Here is a 17,549-nt window from a genome sequence, read left to right on the forward strand (position 1 = left end):
ATGGCTAAAGAATTCGAATTTACTCGGAATGATTTTAAAGCGGTGCAAAAAACAGTGCTGCACATATCGGGTATTAATTTAAGCGATCATAAATTTGAAATGGTTTATGGTCGATTAGCGCGTAGGTTGAGAGCAACAGGGTTTAGAGCGGTCAGTGATTATTTAAGCTTTATAGAAGAGGATCACGAAGAAGGCATTCAGTTTATCAATGCAATAACGACCAATCTAACCTACTTTTTCAGAGAAAAGCATCATTTTGAATTCATCGAAAGTAAAGTGATCGATGAGTTGAAGGTTAAGCATCAAAATGACAAGCGAGTAAGGCTATGGTCTGCTGGCTGTAGCACAGGCGAAGAACCTTATTCACTCGTTTTTACTCTAGAGAGCTTTCTTAAAGATCGTTCGTCTTGGGATATTAAAGTCTTGGCGACTGATTTAGATACAGAAGTTCTGAAAAAGGCCAGTATTGGAGCTTATTCTTCCGACAGAATCGAGTCTATTGCAAGCGAAAAAAGAAAGTCATGGTTCGATATTCAAAACGACCACGCGTTGGTGAAGGACCGTTTTAAGCAATATATTCACTTTAAACAATTAAATTTAATGCAGAGCTGGCCAATGAAAGGTCGGTTTGATGTGATATTTTGTCGGAATGTACTGATTTATTTTGACCGGCAAACACAACAAAAATTAATTGCACGATTTAGACAACAATTAGATTTAGGTGGGTATCTTATTCTTGGGCATTCAGAATCGATTGGTCAAGAAGGCAACTACTTTACTCCCATCGGAAAAACAATTTTTAGGAGGAAGTCTTAATGACTCCACTTGGTCGACCCGATGCTGAGAAGGTATTGCCGGGGTTCGAAGACATCAATCGATATTATGACCGCTCCAATCAAATGTATGCGGCAAAAATAAAACCCGGTGAGTTCTATGTTTCGAAATCGCCTGAACTTATTGTAACGGTATTGGGTTCCTGTGTTTCCGCTTGCATTACCGATAGAGTGAATCAAATAGGTGGTATGAATCATTTTATGCTGCCAGTTACTCCGGGGGCAAAATCTGACCCTACGAATGTCACTAGTGAGTCTGCTCGATACGGAAACTTTGCAATGGAGTTTTTGATCAACAACATTATTCGAAATGGTGGTGAACGTCGTTATTTAGAGGTTAAGATTTTCGGCGGCTCAAAAGTTATTAAACGAATGTCTGATGTTGGAGAAAAGAATATTCAATTCATTTTAAAGTATGTCGAGTCAGAGGCATTGAATGTATTAGCCAAAGACTTGGGAGGTGAGAGCCCAAGGAAAGTGGTCTATAACCCAATGAATGGCATAGTTCGAATTAAAAAGCTTCGTAACCTTCATAACGACACCATTATCCGCCGAGAAGATAATTACCTTCATCAGATTGAGGGTGATACACAATCTGCGGGTGAAATTGAGTTGTTCGATTAATGACTAAAAAGATTAAAGTTCTGATTGTTGATGACTCGGCGTTAATTCGGCTGTTGTTATCAGAGATACTCAATAGTGATCCCGAAATCGATGTAGTCGGGGTCGCGACCGATCCTTATGAAGCTCGAGATAAAATAAAGCGGACGCAACCGGATGTCATTACCCTTGATATTGAGATGCCAAAGATGGATGGTCTTACATTTTTAGCAAACTTAATGCGCCTTCGGCCCATGCCGGTGGTCATGATATCGACGTTAACCGAAAAGGGCGCTGATGTTACTCTAAAAGCGCTTGAGTTAGGCGCATTCGATTTTGTTTGTAAGCCTTCCACCGATGTCAAAGGCAACTTAAATTCCTATGCAGAAGAAATTTGTGAAAAGGTTAAAGCGGCAGCTCGCTCGCGAATACATCCTAATGATCTGCCACCGACGGCTAAACCAACAAGGTATAAAGCGGTCAGCGATACGTCTATCCAGCTTATTTCAATTGGCGCGTCGACGGGAGGCACCGAAGCCATTAAAGAAGTGATCCGCCGCCTACCGACGAATCTTCCTCCCATTGTTGTGACTCAACATATACCAGATGTCTTTTCGACTTCTTATGCCAAGCGACTGAATACGCTCACCGATATCGAAGTAATTGAGGTCAGAGAGCGCTTGCCCTTGGAGAGTGGAAAGGTTTATATTGCTCCCGGTGACGATCATCTTTTTGTAAGCAAGTCCGGTAGTGGCCTGTATGCGAATATCAAAAAGACTGAGTTGGTGAATCGTCATCGTCCCAGTGTTGACGTATTGTTTCTTTCTGTTTTAGACGCCGTCGGAGACAAATCATTGAATGTTATTTTGACTGGGATGGGGAGTGATGGAGCAAAAGGAATGCTCGCTTTGAAACAAGCTGGTGCCATCAATTTGGCTCAAGATAAAGAGTCCAGTGTGGTATGGGGAATGCCCGGATCGGCGGTTGCTCTTGGAGCGGTTTCTAAAGTTTACCCACTTGATAAAATGGCTGAAGCTATTATTAAACACCTAAAGTAAAGCTATCTAATTGATTATTAACAATAAACTCTGGTTTTTCTGACTATTTTGTTGGCCGTTAGAGCGGAACCGTCTAAGCGTGAGATTGTTTGAAATTCTTGCGCATTTACGTTGATAAACTATTATTAAATCAGAACTTATAACAACCGATAAACGATATTTGTATTTTCGTGTAATGGAGTCAAAGCATGTCTGTATCCAGTGTCAAGTCCGGAAATGAGCTGGTCATAAAAGTTTCGGGAAAATTCGACTTTAGTTGCCATCAAGATTTTCGAGCGACCTATGAAGATCTGCCGGAAAAGCCTGAGAAATATAAAATTGATTTAGGAGAAACCACTTACCTAGACTCTTCAGCCTTGGGTATGTTGTTGCTACTTCGAGATTTTGCTGGCGGAGACAATTCAAAAGTCCATATCGTTAATGCAAATAGCGAAATCAAAAAAATCCTCTCTATCTCCAATTTTGAACAGCTCTTCGCGATCGACTAGACCCTTGTGAACTGTTGAACTCGTGAATATTCTAATCGCTGAGGACAATTTCACGGATCGGTTGATTTTAAGAAAACTTGTTGAGGCGCAAGGTCATCACGTTGTAGAAGCAGAAAACGGCTTTATTGCATTAGAACGCATCGAGGAATCTCTACCTGACATTATTTTGCTCGATGCGATGATGCCGGAGTTGGATGGTTTCGAAGTCGCACAAAGGGTCAAAGCAAACTATCCAGCCCATTATATCCCAATTATTTTTATCACATCGTTATCTGAAAATGATTCATTCGTTAAATGCATCGAGTCTGGCGGTGATGACTTTTTTACCAAGCCCTTTAACAAAGTAATTTTGCAAGCCAAAATTTCTGCATTTCAGCGAGCTAAAAATCTATACGAGACGGTCATCAAACAAAAGCAAGAGATTGAGTTTCATACCGAACATTTGATTCAAGAGCAGCAAGTTGCAAAAAAGATCTTCGATAATATTGCCCATAAAGGAGCTCTAGCCGAACCCTATATACAATACGCAGTCTCACCAATGTCAATTTTTAATGGTGACATATTGCTTGCAGCAAAGCGTCCTTTGGGCGGAATTAATGTTTTTCTTGGTGACTTCACCGGACATGGTTTACCCGCATCTATTGGTGCAATGCCCGCGAGTGATATTTTTTTTGGAATGACGGCTAAAGGATTCGAGCTCTATGAAATTGTGCAAGAGTTAAACTCCAGATTACATGCAATCTTACCAACGGGCTTCTTCTGCTGTGGTTTAATGGCAGAAATTGATTTCGAAGAAAGCAGTTTGAAACTTTGGAATGGTGGTCTCCCAGACGCTTATATTTTGGATAAAAAAAGCGGTGAAGTACAAGAGTTACCATCCAACCATTTACCATTGGGGATATTGTCAGAAGAACAGTTTAAGATAAATTTAGATGTAAGAAGCTTTGAACATGGCCAGAGCTTATTTGTTTACTCTGATGGAGTTATAGAAGCTGAAAATGCTGAAGGCGAGCTTTTTGGAAGAGATAGGTTGCTTGTTGCTTTATGCGAATCAGTAACGGAAGGTCGCGGATTCTCCACCGTTAAAAAGGCCATTAAATCCTTCGTCGGAGAGATGGAGCAGGGTGATGATATTACCTACATCGAAGTAAAGAATCACGAAGAACTTAATTATGAATCTTTTAATCAGGTTGCTGGACATTTTCACATTTCAGGGCCCAGTGATTCTTCATTTGTTCTTACATTAGGACCAGAGTCGTTAAAAAGTTTTAACCCCTTACCGGCGCTTTCTCAGCATTTAATGGAGATAGGCAGCTTACGCAGCTATCGAACGCAAGTTTTAACCATCTTAACCGAGCTGTACTCAAACAGTTTTGAACACGGTGTTTTAGGTTTAAGTTCAGAACTGAAAAAGTCGGCTGACGGATTTGCTGAATATTATCGGCAGCGTGAAAAGAGAATCAAAGAATTATCTGATGGTTATGTCAAGATCAGCATGGAACATGAGAACATTGAAAGAGGTGGGCGGTTAGTTATTGAAGTTTGCGATAGTGGTGATGGGTTTGATTACAACAAACTGCAAAATAGCTTTGATGAAAAATATTTGAGTGGAAGAGGTTATCCACTGATCAACCAGTTAGCTGAGTCAATAGAGTTCTTCGATAATGGTAGTCGTGTAAAAGTCGTTTACAAATGGCAAGTTGAAGAAGTTTAATTACTGTTGCATGATTGAACCATTCTCATTCATACTGTGGCTTTATAACTTTCGCACAAGTTATTCAGTTTTAAAAATTTAAACAAGGGCATGTTGAGCAATTGACTATGAGAGAGACCTTAGAACAGTTAAAAGAGTTACTTGGTGCCGACTTTGGTGAGCTTGTGAGCGCTTTTGATATTGATAATCGGCAACATTTAAGTAACCTTCGACAAGCGATTGTTGAATCAGATGCAGATACCGTTGCTCGCGAAGCTCATAGTATCAAAGGGGCAAGTAGTAATTTAGGTGCCTTGGAACTGGCCGAGAAGTGTCAACTACTCGAAAGTGCAGGAAAAGCCAATGATCTTTCGGGGGCTGACGATCTTTTAGATCAGATTGAGCAGCTTTTTGAACAAGCCGTCAGTATTATTCGATCGGTTTAGAGATAAATTCAATGTCCGGCGGCTGATGGGTGAAGCCGCTATACCGCTCGAAACGTTCCATTCACGTTCAACTAATCATTGCTTAGATATTAGTAAATTAATTGAAGCTATTTCGCTGCCCTAAATTATCCGACCTTAATATTCCAGCCTCACTGTTCGTAGTAATCTGTTCTGTTTCCTAGTTTTTCGTACTTGGTACTCTGTTTGCATTCATCTCACTTAGTCTTGTTTTCAATGCTAGTTGGGAGTTGCCAGTGGCAAACATAATCAGCCAAATTTTTGATACAAATCGCAGCAATCAGAGCGCCAGTGAGTCGTCATTGAGTACGCGTGGCTCTTCTGTCGGGGATGCTAACTCTTTGAAATTTAGAGAGTATTTAACTTCGAATCAAAAAAGCGTTGCAATAGAGTACTCAGCAACGGTAGCGGCCGATGGAGAGTTTGAAGGGAGCTCTGGTAATGATTTTATCAATAAAGTCATTTTTGAAAACGGCAAATCCTTGCCGTTGGAGCAGTTAGAACGGTTGTTGGATAATGATAGTGGCAAGGGTAAAGCTTTTGCCGAACAAATTGCATTAGAGCAAGAGTCTGTTTCTGAGCTGCAAGTGGGCTCATCCACTCTTCAAAGTGGTGACGCGGCGAGTGAACTTTTAACCGAGATAGATGATGCAGAGCTACTTAACGGGATAAACTTAACATCGAAAGGCGAGGTTAGTGTCTCGTCCGACGGTTTAAGCGGTCAAATTAACCTTCCAATTCATACTAAAGAGTTCACCCATCTTAAAGACTCGGCTCAAAGTAAAGAGATTATTCAAAACAAAGAGGCAATTCAAAACAAAGGCGCTTTAGCTGAATCTTTAACGCCTTCGGGTTTGTTCCCGTTGAATAGTAAGTTGAAGGATGTATCTATTCAAAATATAGATGGTTACAAAGCCGGTGCTAGTCAGATCGGTCAGGCATTCTTTAATCAGCTTGAAGTAAAAACACAACCAGGCGAGAAAACATCACTCGTCGGGTTACGTGAAATGCTTGAAAAAGCTTCATCAGATTCTGGCAAATTGAGCAATAATCCTCGACAACTCGTCGATGGTATTTCTCTTGATAAACAAACAATCAATGAAGCGATGCGAAAAAAGGAAGTGTTTGAGCAGATTATTCGCTCGGCCACTGAGTCTTCAATTAAATCAACTCAAGCCACTGATGAAGCGACAAAGCCTTCTAATTTCACCGATCCTCTGAATTCATTCATGGCAGCGAAGGATCCGTCGGCTTCAGCGACCAAGACCGTGGCTCCATTGGCCGCGCCAATCGTTTTACATCAAAAGGGCTGGCAAGGAAACTTTAGTCAAATGGTTAACTGGATGAGTGCTAAAGGCATTGAACAGGCAGAGATACAGCTGGACCCTAAAGAGTTAGGACCATTGACCTTAAGAGTTTCGCATAATCAAGGCGATGTTCAAGTCGTCGTGCAAGCGCAACATGCTCAAACTCGAGATCTGTTCGAAATGAATCAAGATCGACTACGAGAAATGCTTTTGCAGCAAGGAATTAATCTGTCGCAGTTTGACGTGAAGCAGAATAATTCACAACACCGAGAAGGTGATTCTAATTCAGAGAGTTTCACCGAGCAGCCAAGCGGCAGTGTTGATGAGATAAGTGAGCAACGCTCAATGTCGACCATTAAGCCACAAGGACTGCTCGACCTATTCGCCTAACCTTTTTCAATGTTCAAAACCCAAGCAAATTTTTGTATTGGGTTTTGCCATCAAACTTCTCGCTAACTTCTATACTTATTTGAAGCTGATCGCTTGCGCCGAAACTTTGGCAGGTTAAGAAGTTTAGTTCCAACTGTCTGAATATACCCGTCAAATATTCGTCGCTTTTCATTAACCTATTGATATTAAAAGATTAATGTATGGCTTTTTTTCTGGCACTAACCTTGCAGAAGAGCATGTAAAGTTATTTCTAGAGATAAGCCATTCACCGACAGGAGCAGAATATGGCTGAAGAAGAACAAGAATTAGAGTTGGATGTTGAAGAGAAAGGGGGCAAAGGAAAGCTCATTATTATCATTGCAGCTGCCGTCGTTTTGATCGGCGGAGGCATAGCGGCTTGGTTGTTTCTTGGTGGAGATGATGAGCCTGTGCAAGAAGAGGTGAGTGAAGAACAGCAACAAGAGCCCGAAAAGGGCCCTGCCATATACGTGGGTGTTCCTGAAGCGATTATTTCTCCGTTATCTGGAAATTCTCGAAATCGAATGGTGCAAATTAAAGTGAGCTTTGTCGTGCGCTCCCCTGAGTCTGAAGATGTCGTTAAAAAGCATATGCCACGGTTAAAGAATGACTTGCTCACTTTGGTTAGCGGCGCTAATGCTGATGAAATTATTACCCCAGAAGGTCGACAGAAACTTCAGCAAGATTGTCTGAAAACGGCGCAGCAAACCATGGTCACTCTTGAGGGAGCTGAGCATATTGAGAAAGTTTTATTCGTTAGCTTTGTGATGCAATAGATATGGTTACTGATTTATTAAGTCAAGATGAAATAGATGCATTACTCCATGGAGTCGATGACGGTGACATTGAAGTTGATGAAACGGCGTCAGCGCCTGGTGAGGCAACGCCTTACGATTTTACTTCACAAGATCGTATTGTCCGTGGAAGGATGCCGACGCTTGAAATGATCAACGAGCGATTCGCGAGACACATGCGCATTAGTTTATTTAACCTAATGCGTCGTAGTGCTGACATTTCAATTAATGGAATTCAAATGATCAAGTTTGGTGAATATGTTCATAGCTTGTTCGTTCCTACTTCTCTCAATATGGTCCGTATCCGTCCATTAAGGGGAACGGCACTTTTCACTCTAGAAGCCAAATTAGTTTTCATTTTAGTTGACAACTTCTTCGGTGGAGACGGTCGTTTTCACGCAAAAATTGAAGGTCGAGAATTTACTCCGACGGAACGCCGTATCATCCAAATTTTACTGGAACAATCATTCATTGACTTAAAAGAAGCATGGTCTCCTGTGATGAAAGTCGACTTCGAGTATATGGACTCAGAAGTTAACCCGGCACTGGCAACCATTGTTAGTCCATCTGAAGTGGTTGTGGTTTGTAGCTTTCATATCGAGCTAGACGGAGGCGGCGGTAATTTTCATGTAACCATGCCTTACTCCATGATAGAGCCCATTCGCGAAAAGTTAGATGCTGGTGTTCAAAGTGATAGAGATGATGTTGATTCGCGTTGGACCGAAGCATTACGAGAAGAGGTGATGAGTGCTGAAGTTGAATTAAACTCAACCTTGTTGCACAAACAAGTCACTTTGAAAGAAGTTATGAAGTTTAAAGCCGGCGATATCATCCCAATTGAATTGCCCGAAAAAGTCGTGGTTGATGTTGGCGGTCTTCCATCATTCCGTGCGAAATATGGGCAGTCAAAAGATAAAGCGGCGTTACAAATCATTGAGCAAATACCAAGAGGGCACATCACCCGAGCATTAATTGAGGATATAAGTGATGACTGAAGAAAATGATGTGAATCAGGATGAAATGGCTGATGAATGGGCTGCTGCTATGGCAGAACAAGATGACACAGAGTCCGCTCCCTTGGAGAATTTAAAGGACGAAGGTAAGCCTTTAAATAATGAGAACCTGGATGTGATTCTCGAAATTCCTGTGACGCTTTCGATGGAAGTGGGCCGAACCAACATTGCCATTCGTAACTTATTGCAATTGAATCAAGGTTCTGTCGTGGAGCTCGATCGACTTGCTGGAGAGCCATTAGACGTTTTGGTTAATGGAACCTTGATTGCTCATGGCGAAGTGGTCGTTGTTAATGAGAAGTACGGCATTCGTTTGACCGATGTGATGAGCCCAAGTGAACGCATTAAAAAGTTAAAATAATGATGAAACTTGCCTTCTACACGTTCGCTTTTTTAGTTACTACGCCGTTATTTTCTGCATCAGAGACGAAGGCAACGGTTCCTTCGGCGTCTAATTCATTGATGTCAGTCGGTGTAGCATTACTGTTTATTTTATTAGTGATTTTCGCGTGTGCTTGGCTACTACGAAAGTTAAGTGGTCAAAACCTTGGTCGTAACAGCTTAATCAAACTTAAGTCCAGTTTTATGCTAGGCGCAAAAGAGCGTTTGATTGTTGTTGAAGTAGATGGAAAGGTTTTATTACTTGGCGTGACGGCTCAGAATATTTCAAAAATTGAAGAACTATCGACTGACTGTTTAGAGCAATCAGAGAGTGCTCAGCGTCCGACCTTTCAAGAGGCATTTAAAAGTCAGCTAAAAAAAGCGATGGGGAAATCTGATGATGTCTAAGTTGAGCAAAGCGTTTTTGGTCATTTGCATCTTCTTTGCTTTACCGGCCTTTGCGCAGCAGACCTCTGGAATTTTACCTGCGGTGAAAATGGTAACGACACCCGAAGGTGCTCAAGAATACTCGGTAACGTTACAAATTCTGATATTGATGACATTGCTGACGTTTTTACCAGCCATTGTCATTATGATGACCAGCTTTATAAGAATTTCTGTGGTGTTTGCGATTTTACGACAAGCACTGGGCCTACAACAAACACCATCAAATCAAATATTAATTGGGCTAACTTTATTCTTAAGCTTATTTATTATGGCGCCAGTCATTAATCAAGTAAATGACGAAGCCATTCAGCCTTATTTAAACGAACAATTAACCTCGACTCAAGCGCTAGAAATTGCAAAAGGGCCTTTTCGTGAATTTATGTTAGCGCAAGTGAGAGAAAATGATTTGATGATGTTTGCTGACATAGCCGAGCATGCCATACAACCGGGCCAGTATGACGACGTACCTTTTACGATATTGGTTCCTGCGTTTATTACTAGTGAGCTAAAAACCGCTTTCCAAATTGGGTTTCTAATTTTTATTCCATTTCTTGTTATCGACCTTGTTATCGCGAGTATCTTAATGGCGATGGGTATGATGATGTTGTCGCCGATGATTGTCTCGTTGCCATTCAAGATTATGTTATTTGTGTTAATTGATGGTTGGGCGCTTATTGTTGGTACATTAGCAAATAGTTTTGGGTGACCGAGATGACTCCAGAAATTGTTGTTGATGTTTTTAGTCAGGCATTTGGTTTAGTGATTTTACTGGCAGGTTTTATTTTATTGCCAGGGCTAGTGATCGGGTTAATCATTGCTATATTCCAAGCGGCAACCAGTATTAATGAACAAACGTTAACCTTCTTACCCCGTTTACTCGTCACATTATTGACGCTGTCATTTCTTGGGCACTGGATGGTAGGCAACTTAGTGGAGTTTGCTACCACACTTTACAACAGTATTCCTGAGCTGATTGGATAAATGGTCGTTGAATTCGCAGCTATCAATGACTGGTTAGCACAGTATATTTTATCTTTTTGCCGAATTTCTGGAATGCTCATGGCAATGGTGATTATTGGCACTCGTGCGGTTAATCCTCGAGTTAGACTTTTTCTAGCACTAACCATCACCGTGGTTGCAGCACCGATGATTAAAGCAAGTTTTGCAGTCGATTTATTCAGCTTATCAGCGGTTTTCCATATTGTTCTACAGACACTGATCGGTGTCGCTATTGGTTTTATTTCTCGTATTGTGTTCGAGACCTTTGTGGTCGCCGGACAAGTCATTGCGATGCAAACTGGCCTGGGTTTTGCTTCATTAGTTGATCAGAATACCGGCGTCAGTGTTCCGACGCTTGGTCAAATGTTTGTAATGATGGCGACACTTATTTTTCTAGCCATTGATGGACACTTAAAATTAATCGAAATAATAGTTATGAGCTTTGAAACATTGCCAATCAACGAATCTGAGTACTTCTTTATCAACCTGAATAGATTGATAGAGTGGACGTCACTGATGTTTTCTACTGCTTTTATGATGGTGTTGTCAGCGATTGTTGCTTTGCTCGTAATGAATTTAAGCTTGGGTGTTATGACGCGATCCGCTCCACAGCTTAACATTTTTGCAGTGGGTTTCCCGATCATGACCGTCGTCGGTATGACGATAATCTGGTTTTTATTAAAAAGCTTCTTGCCTCACTTTATTGCTCAGATTGAGCAGGGGCAATCTCTAGCTTGTGAACTGTTATTCACGGAGTGTTAGATGGCCGAGAATGATAGTGGAGAACGTTCCGAAGAGGCCACGCCCAGGCGACTCCAAAAAGCGAAAGAGCGTGGGCAAGTTCCTCGATCGAAAGAGTTGACGACCGCATTGGTTTTGTTGACAAGTCCGTTAGCATTAATGATGTCATCTTCTGAGATCGCAAAAGGTTTTGACTCTATTCGGAAGTTAACGCTCTCATTAGACCGCTCAAAAATATTCGATACAAAGTTTATGTTTTATGCGCTTGGTGAAAGTATGTTGGCTGTTTTCTCTTCACTGATAGTCTTTTTTGTGGCCGTGTTTTTAGTGTCACTGTTTGCTCCAATGTTGCTTGGTGGAATGTCAGTAAGTGCAGAAGCCATCGCACCTAAGGGTAATCGTATGTCGCCGATGTCTGGATTTAAACGTATGTTTGGAACCAATGCAGCAATGGAGCTAGCGAAAGCAATCGGAAAATTCGCATTAATCGCCGCTTTTTCTTATTGGGTGATTGAGTCGAATATTTTGAATTATTTTATGTTAGGTCGTTCAACGCCTGAGCGAGAAGTGGTCAGTGCAATTAATTATATTTTGGCTGCGTTATTGATGGTTTCTGCACCGTTAATTTTGATCGCCATGATTGATGTGCCATTTCAAATGTGGAATCACGCGAAACAGTTAAAAATGACCAAGCAAGAAATAAAAGACGAGTACAAAGAGACTGAAGGGAAGCCCGAGGTAAAAGGGAAAATTCGACAAACACAACGTGAACTTGCTCACCGTAGAATGATGGAAGCAGTGCCGGATGCTGACGTTGTTGTTACCAACCCTGAGCATTTCTCAGTCGCGTTAAAGTATGATCAGTTAGCAGGTGGTGCGCCGGTAGTCGTGGCTAAAGGTGCCGATCAAATTGCATTCAATATTCGTAAAGTCGCCAAAGCCCACGATGTGGTCATTATGGAAGCGCCTCCATTGGCACGAGCGTTATTTCATACTACGAAACTCGACCAAGAAATACCGCAAGAACTTTATCTCGCTGTGGCGCAGGTGCTTGCCTACGTGATGCAGCTGCATGAATATAAGAAAGGCCGTGCTAAACGTCCTAAAACCATCAATGAATTTCCAATTCCCGACTCGATGAAATATTAGGAGTGGACTGTGGCTGAAGCAACCCAAAATAGAATGAAGTTTTTCTCAGTCAGTGGCGCTGGAACACCAATACTTGTATTGATGATTTTGGCAATGATGACCTTGCCGCTTCCTCCTTTAATGTTGGATATGTTTTTCACGTTTAATATTACTCTCGCATTGTTGGTCTTACTGGCGACGGTGTATACGCTGCGACCATTGGAGTTTGCGGCGTTTCCTACGGTACTGCTTGTTGCTACGTTACTGCGACTTGCTTTAAATGTTGCGTCAACTCGCGTGGTGTTATTAGAGGGGCATACTGGACCCGGCGCCGCGGGATCGGTCATCGAGTCCTTTGGAGCCGTTGTTGTGGGTGGCAACTACGCTGTGGGTTTGGTGGTATTTGCGATACTGGTAATCATTAACTTTGTAGTGGTTACTAAGGGTGCGGGGCGAATTTCTGAGGTAAGTGCACGATTTACATTAGACGCCATGCCAGGAAAGCAGATGGCCATTGATGCTGATTTAAACGCTGGGATCTTGACGCAAGAAGAGGCTCGCGATCGCCGGGCAGACGTAGCTAAAGAAGCTGATTTTTATGGTGCAATGGACGGTGCCTCAAAATTTGTTAGAGGAGATGCGGTTGCTGGGTTGTTAATTCTGCTGATCAATATTTTAGGCGGTGTTGCCGTTGGTATGGGCCAGCACGGTTTAGATTTTGGTACGGCCATGCAATTTTATGCACTACTGACCATTGGTGATGGATTAGTTGCGCAAATTCCTTCGTTATTATTATCGACTGGCGCAGCCATTATGGTTACCAGACAAAATTCGTCAAACGACATGGGAACTCAAGTGGTCGGCGAATTGTTTACTAAACCGAAAGCGTTATGGATTACGGCAGCGATTTTATTTGTGATGGGGATTATTCCGGGCATGCCCCATGTTGCTTTTCTCTTTTTAGCGTCAGTTACCGCGGGTGTTGCTTACTTATTGGAACAAAAGAAAAAGCAAAAAGCTGAAGATGAGGCAATAGAACAAGAGCGACAAGAAAAAGTGGTTGAGTCGAAAGAACCGCAGCTGAAAGAATTGTCGTGGGATGACGTTCCGCCGGTTGATCCTATCGGCTTAGAAGTTGGCTATCGATTGATTCCATTGGTTGATCAGTCGCAAGATGGAAAACTCATGGGAAGAGTGAAGGGCGTTCGTAAAAAGCTGTCTCAAGAGCTTGGTTTTCTTGTCTCACCTGTGCACATTAGAGACAACTTAGATTTGTCGCCGAATGCCTATCGGATCACCTTAATGGGCGTTGCTGTGGGAGAGGCTGAGATACGTCCTGATCGTGAAATGGCGATTAATCCAGGCCAAGTATTTGGAGAAATCGAAGGCATACCGACCAAAGATCCTGCTTTTGGTCTTGATGCCGTATGGATCGAGCCTGGCCAAAAAGAGCAAGCCCAGTCCATGGGGTACACCGTTGTTGATGCAAGTACCGTTGTCGCGACGCATTTGAGTCAACTGGTTCAAACGCACGCCAATGAATTATTGGGGCACGAAGAAGTTGAGCATTTATTAAATAAATTGGGCAAATCTGCTCCGAAACTCGTCGAGAGCTTAGTTCCTGATACTTTACCCCTTGGGGTGGTGGTGAAAGTGCTGCAAAACTTGTTATTGGAGCAGGTGCCCATTCGCGATATGCGCACCATCGCCGAAACTTTGGCGGAGTATGGGAGCCGTAGTCAAGATCCCGGCGTTCTAACCGCTGCGGTCAGGATCGCGTTAAGTCGATTAATTATTCAGAATATCAATGGGTTAGATCAAGAATTGTCGGTTATTACCTTAGACCCAAATCTGGAACAAATATTGCATCAGTCGCTACAGTCCAGTGCGGATGAGAATGTCAATATTGAGCCTGGGTTAGCAGAGAAGCTCCAACAGTCATTGAAAGAAGCTGCTGATCAGCAAGAAGCAACCGGAAAAGCGCCAATATTACTGACATCACCGGGACTGAGAAGCAGTCTCGCACATTTTGCACGATTTGGAATTCCTGGACTGCATGTTTTGAGTTACCAAGAAATTCCAGATAACAAACAGGTTCGTGTGGTTGCGACAGTAGGGCAATAAATGGTGATGCAACATTATGAAAATTAGACGATTTTTCGCAAAAGATATGCGTTCTGCGCTGAACAGTGTGTCCAAAGAACTGGGCGCAGACGCGGCAATATTATCCAGTCAACGAGTTAATGGTGGTGTTGAGGTTGTAGCCGCAACCGATTACGAAGAAGCTCTATTGTACAATCAACAAGCTTCATCACCTGCGCCAACACCGAGCACTCAAGAACATTCGTCAACCGAGGCATTTATTCAAGCCGCGCAACAACGGCAACACCGTGGAGACGTTGAACCGTCAACTAGCCGCTCACCTGCACGAGCCGATAAACCGAGTCAAAGAGCGCCTGAGCATAGAGCGCCTGAGCATAGAGAGTATCGAGACGAAGAACGCTTTCCAGCTTATTCAAGCCCCAATGACAACCGTTCAGAGACAGCTGCCAATGAGCCTGCTTATCCTGCATTGCATCAAATTGAGTGGAGTCAAGAACCAACGTTGGTTGCTATGCGCGAAGAGCTGAATTTGTTGCGTACGATGCTGCAGCAACAGGTTGCAAAACTTGCAAACGATAAGCGCTCGCAAGAGTCTCCTATTGGTGTCGCTTTAGAGTCAGCGTTAGAAGAGCTTGGTTTGTCTCGCGACTATTTACAGAAAGTCGTGCAACAGTGCGAGCAAGACTCATCGTTCGACAGTGCTTGGCAAAAAGCGTTAGCGTTAACGGCGAAAGACATCTTGGTCGCCGATGACGATATTATCAAGCGAGGAGGGGTCGTTGCATTAGTCGGGCCGACCGGTGTCGGTAAGACAACAACAATCGCCAAGCTTGCCGCTAAGCAAGTCTTGAAAGATGGGGCTGACAGTGTTGCCTTGATCACAACAGATAGTTACCGAATTGCCGCTCACGAACAAATTAAGACGTATGGTCGAATTTTACAAATTCCAGTTCGAGCCGTGAATGATGAAGCGAGCTTTCGAGAAGCGTTGTATCATTTTTCTGAAAAGAAACTCGTGTTAATCGATACAGCGGGAATGAGTCATTATGACGAGCGGATGCAGCAACTTATGCAGGTATTATCTAATGATACAGTTAAAATTAGAAATTATTTAGTCTTATCGGCAACCTCTCAAGCCCCGGTACTTAAAGAGTCGATCAGTTTATTTTCACGTTTTGCTCCACAGGGCTGTATTGTCACAAAAATTGATGAAGCTGCCAGCTTAGGTGAAATAATTTCTACTATAATAAAACACAGGCTGAAGGTCACCTACACAACCGATGGTCAGCGAGTGCCTGAAGATATAAGAATTGCACGAGCCCATCACTTGGTGTCTAAAATGGTCTGGGTGACCAGACATCGACATAGCTCTTCAGCGAGTGAGCAAACTCAAAAACCGAACCGAGCCACAGGAACGCGCTAGTGTTAACCAATCAACCAACGAGTGCGTTGCACTCACTTTCTGATCAAGCAGCAGGGTTACGTTATATGGGGTCAACTAAGCCAGTTAAAGTTATTGCAATTACCGGAGGTAAAGGCGGCGTTGGTAAAACCAATATTTCTGTCAACTTAGCGCTTTATTTGAGCCAGCAGGGGCGCCATGTCATGTTATTGGATGCTGACTTAGGGCTTGCCAATGTCGACGTGATGTTGGGGCTAAAAGTAAGACGAAACCTTCAACACGTTCTGGCAGGTGAATGCGAATTGAATGACATTGTTATCACTGACTCATCAGGTCTACAAATAATTCCTGCCTCGTCTGGGATGCAGAAAATGGCTGAGTTATCGAGTGCAGAGCATGCTGGGATTATTCGCGCATTCAGTGATATTGGTCAAAACTTAGATTATTTATTAGTTGATACTTCAGCTGGAATTACCGACAACGTTTTGTCGTTTACGCGAGCCGCTCAAGATGTACTACTCGTTGTATGTGATGAGCCTACCTCGATAACTGATGCTTACGCTCTGATGAAAGTATTGCACCGAGATCATAATATTGAACGCTTTAAAATTGTTGCAAATATGGTGCGTACGCCGCAAGAAGGTCGCGAAATATTTGCTAAGTTGAGCAAAGTTACCGATAAGTTTCTTAATGTGATGTTGGAGTATGTGGGGTCTGTGCCTTTCGATGAAAATGTTCGACGAGCGATTAAAAAGCAAAAGCCGATTATTGACTTATTTCCTCGCTCTCCAGCGTCGGTTGCGATTAAGGCGCTTGGTAAAAAAGTAGAAAATTGGCCCATTCCAATGAATGCTAGTGGACACATTGAGTTTTTTATGGAACGGTTAGTCCAATAAGGAGTTATCTGATTTGAACAACCGCTGAGGATTGAACGTGTCTCGAATTGATGCTTACAAAAAGGCTGGTGCGCAACAACAAGACGTAATTACTCAATACGCACCGCTGGTTAAGAGGATCGCACATCATTTGATGTCGCGACTGCCTTCTAGTGTGCAAGTAGAAGACCTTATGCAAGCGGGGATGATTGGCCTTTTAGAAGCTTCCAGAAACTTTGATGCAACCAAAGGCGCAAGTTTTGAAACCTTCGCAGGTATTCGAATTCGCGGAGCTATGATCGATGAGATTCGTCGTGGTGACTGGGTACCACGGTCAGTTCATCGCAATACTCGGCGAATAGCCGAGAAAATCGCCGAAATAGAACAAAAAACAGGGCGAGATGCTCGCGATACAGAGGTTGCCGAAGCCTTAGGTGTGGCGGTTGAAGACTACCGAGTTATGCTAATGGAGACGTCCAATGGCCATATGCTCGACTTTGATGACCTTGGATTGTCTGAAGATCATTTTAGTGAAGGATTGAGCCATTCAGACGCCACCGAAAACCCATTCGACGATTTGCAATCTGCAGACTTTAAATCTTGCTTGGCGACCGCTATCGGCGGTCTTCCAGAGCGAGAGCGCTTAGTTTTAGCTTTGTACTACGATGAAGAGCTTAATCTTAAAGAAATTGGAGAGGTGATGGGGGTAAGTGAGTCCCGAATTAGCCAAATCAACAGTCAAGCTATGATTAGGTTACAAAGTCGTTTAAGAGATTGGCGTAAATAGATAATTTTGACTAACTTTATGTAAAGTA

At 42.7% G+C, this 17,549-nt stretch carries 19 protein-coding genes; all 19 read left to right on the forward strand.

Translation table 11 applies throughout. The annotated features are described in order from the left end of the window. Nucleotides 1-816 (forward strand): CheR family methyltransferase, encoded by an 816-nt coding sequence (locus tag Q9312_RS01815; protein WP_309202816.1) that lies wholly within the window; start codon nucleotides 1-3, stop codon nucleotides 814-816. Beyond that, nucleotides 816-1,457, forward strand: a complete 642-nt coding sequence (cheD, locus tag Q9312_RS01820) for a chemoreceptor glutamine deamidase CheD (protein ID WP_309202817.1) — start codon at nucleotides 816-818, stop codon at nucleotides 1,455-1,457. Before Q9312_RS01815 ends, cheD begins: the two co-directional genes overlap by 1 nt. Further along, nucleotides 1,457-2,491, forward strand: a complete 1,035-nt coding sequence (locus tag Q9312_RS01825; RefSeq protein ID WP_309202818.1) for a protein-glutamate methylesterase/protein-glutamine glutaminase — start codon at nucleotides 1,457-1,459, stop codon at nucleotides 2,489-2,491. Before cheD ends, Q9312_RS01825 begins: the two co-directional genes overlap by 1 nt. 188 nt (nucleotides 2,492-2,679) lie before the next feature. Further along, entirely contained in the window at nucleotides 2,680-2,979 is a 300-nt protein-coding gene (locus tag Q9312_RS01830) for an STAS domain-containing protein (protein WP_309202819.1), read from the forward strand. 22 nt (nucleotides 2,980-3,001) lie between these two features. After that, complete coding sequence (locus tag Q9312_RS01835) at nucleotides 3,002-4,693, forward strand: ATP-binding SpoIIE family protein phosphatase (RefSeq protein WP_309202820.1); 1,692 nt, start codon at nucleotides 3,002-3,004, stop codon at nucleotides 4,691-4,693. A gap of 107 nt (nucleotides 4,694-4,800) precedes the next feature. After that, entirely contained in the window at nucleotides 4,801-5,118 is a 318-nt protein-coding gene (locus Q9312_RS01840; RefSeq protein WP_309202821.1) for an Hpt domain-containing protein, read from the forward strand. 254 nt (nucleotides 5,119-5,372) lie between these two features. Then, a complete protein-coding gene (locus Q9312_RS01845; protein ID WP_309202822.1) occupies nucleotides 5,373-6,833 on the forward strand; it encodes a flagellar hook-length control protein FliK in 1,461 nt (486 codons plus the stop codon). A 284-nt stretch (nucleotides 6,834-7,117) separates the two neighbouring features. Then, a complete protein-coding gene (locus Q9312_RS01850) occupies nucleotides 7,118-7,627 on the forward strand; it encodes a flagellar basal body-associated FliL family protein (protein WP_309202823.1) in 510 nt (169 codons plus the stop codon). A gap of 2 nt (nucleotides 7,628-7,629) precedes the next feature. Then, a complete protein-coding gene (fliM, locus tag Q9312_RS01855) occupies nucleotides 7,630-8,640 on the forward strand; it encodes a flagellar motor switch protein FliM (RefSeq protein ID WP_309202824.1) in 1,011 nt (336 codons plus the stop codon). Continuing rightward, nucleotides 8,633-9,019, forward strand: a complete 387-nt coding sequence (gene fliN / locus Q9312_RS01860; RefSeq protein WP_309202825.1) for a flagellar motor switch protein FliN — start codon at nucleotides 8,633-8,635, stop codon at nucleotides 9,017-9,019. The genes fliM and fliN overlap by 8 nt, the downstream gene beginning before the upstream one ends. After that, the gene (fliO, locus tag Q9312_RS01865; RefSeq protein ID WP_309202826.1) at nucleotides 9,019-9,447 is read left to right on the forward strand and encodes a flagellar biosynthetic protein FliO; all 429 of its coding nucleotides are present in this window, start codon (nucleotides 9,019-9,021) and stop codon (nucleotides 9,445-9,447) included. The genes fliN and fliO overlap by 1 nt, the downstream gene beginning before the upstream one ends. After that, nucleotides 9,437-10,192, forward strand: coding sequence for a flagellar type III secretion system pore protein FliP (gene fliP, locus Q9312_RS01870; protein WP_353961549.1), 756 nt, complete (start codon nucleotides 9,437-9,439; stop codon nucleotides 10,190-10,192). Before fliO ends, fliP begins: the two co-directional genes overlap by 11 nt. A gap of 5 nt (nucleotides 10,193-10,197) precedes the next feature. Beyond that, a complete protein-coding gene (fliQ, locus tag Q9312_RS01875) occupies nucleotides 10,198-10,467 on the forward strand; it encodes a flagellar biosynthesis protein FliQ (protein WP_309202827.1) in 270 nt (89 codons plus the stop codon). Further along, nucleotides 10,468-11,247 carry a flagellar biosynthetic protein FliR gene (gene fliR / locus Q9312_RS01880; RefSeq protein ID WP_309202828.1) on the forward strand — a complete coding sequence of 260 codons (780 nt, stop codon included), beginning with the start codon at nucleotides 10,468-10,470 and terminating at the stop codon, nucleotides 11,245-11,247. It abuts the gene before it with no gap. Then, nucleotides 11,248-12,375 (forward strand): flagellar biosynthesis protein FlhB, encoded by a 1,128-nt coding sequence (gene flhB / locus Q9312_RS01885; protein ID WP_309202829.1) that lies wholly within the window; start codon nucleotides 11,248-11,250, stop codon nucleotides 12,373-12,375. A gap of 33 nt (nucleotides 12,376-12,408) precedes the next feature. Further along, nucleotides 12,409-14,478: a flagellar biosynthesis protein FlhA gene (gene flhA, locus Q9312_RS01890; RefSeq protein WP_309204538.1), complete on the forward strand. Its 2,070-nt coding sequence runs from the start codon at nucleotides 12,409-12,411 to the stop codon at nucleotides 14,476-14,478. A gap of 16 nt (nucleotides 14,479-14,494) precedes the next feature. Next, nucleotides 14,495-15,880: a flagellar biosynthesis GTPase FlhF gene (gene flhF, locus Q9312_RS01895; RefSeq protein ID WP_309202830.1), complete on the forward strand. Its 1,386-nt coding sequence runs from the start codon at nucleotides 14,495-14,497 to the stop codon at nucleotides 15,878-15,880. Then, the gene (locus Q9312_RS01900) at nucleotides 15,880-16,755 is read left to right on the forward strand and encodes a MinD/ParA family protein (protein ID WP_435408361.1); all 876 of its coding nucleotides are present in this window, start codon (nucleotides 15,880-15,882) and stop codon (nucleotides 16,753-16,755) included. Before flhF ends, Q9312_RS01900 begins: the two co-directional genes overlap by 1 nt. 46 nt (nucleotides 16,756-16,801) lie before the next feature. Next, nucleotides 16,802-17,521 (forward strand): RNA polymerase sigma factor FliA, encoded by a 720-nt coding sequence (locus Q9312_RS01905; protein WP_435408767.1) that lies wholly within the window; start codon nucleotides 16,802-16,804, stop codon nucleotides 17,519-17,521. The last annotated feature ends 28 nt before the right edge of the window (nucleotides 17,522-17,549 follow it).

It is taken from the genome of Pleionea litopenaei (genome assembly GCF_031198435.1).
Lineage (GTDB): Bacteria > Pseudomonadota > Gammaproteobacteria > Enterobacterales > Kangiellaceae > Pleionea > Pleionea litopenaei.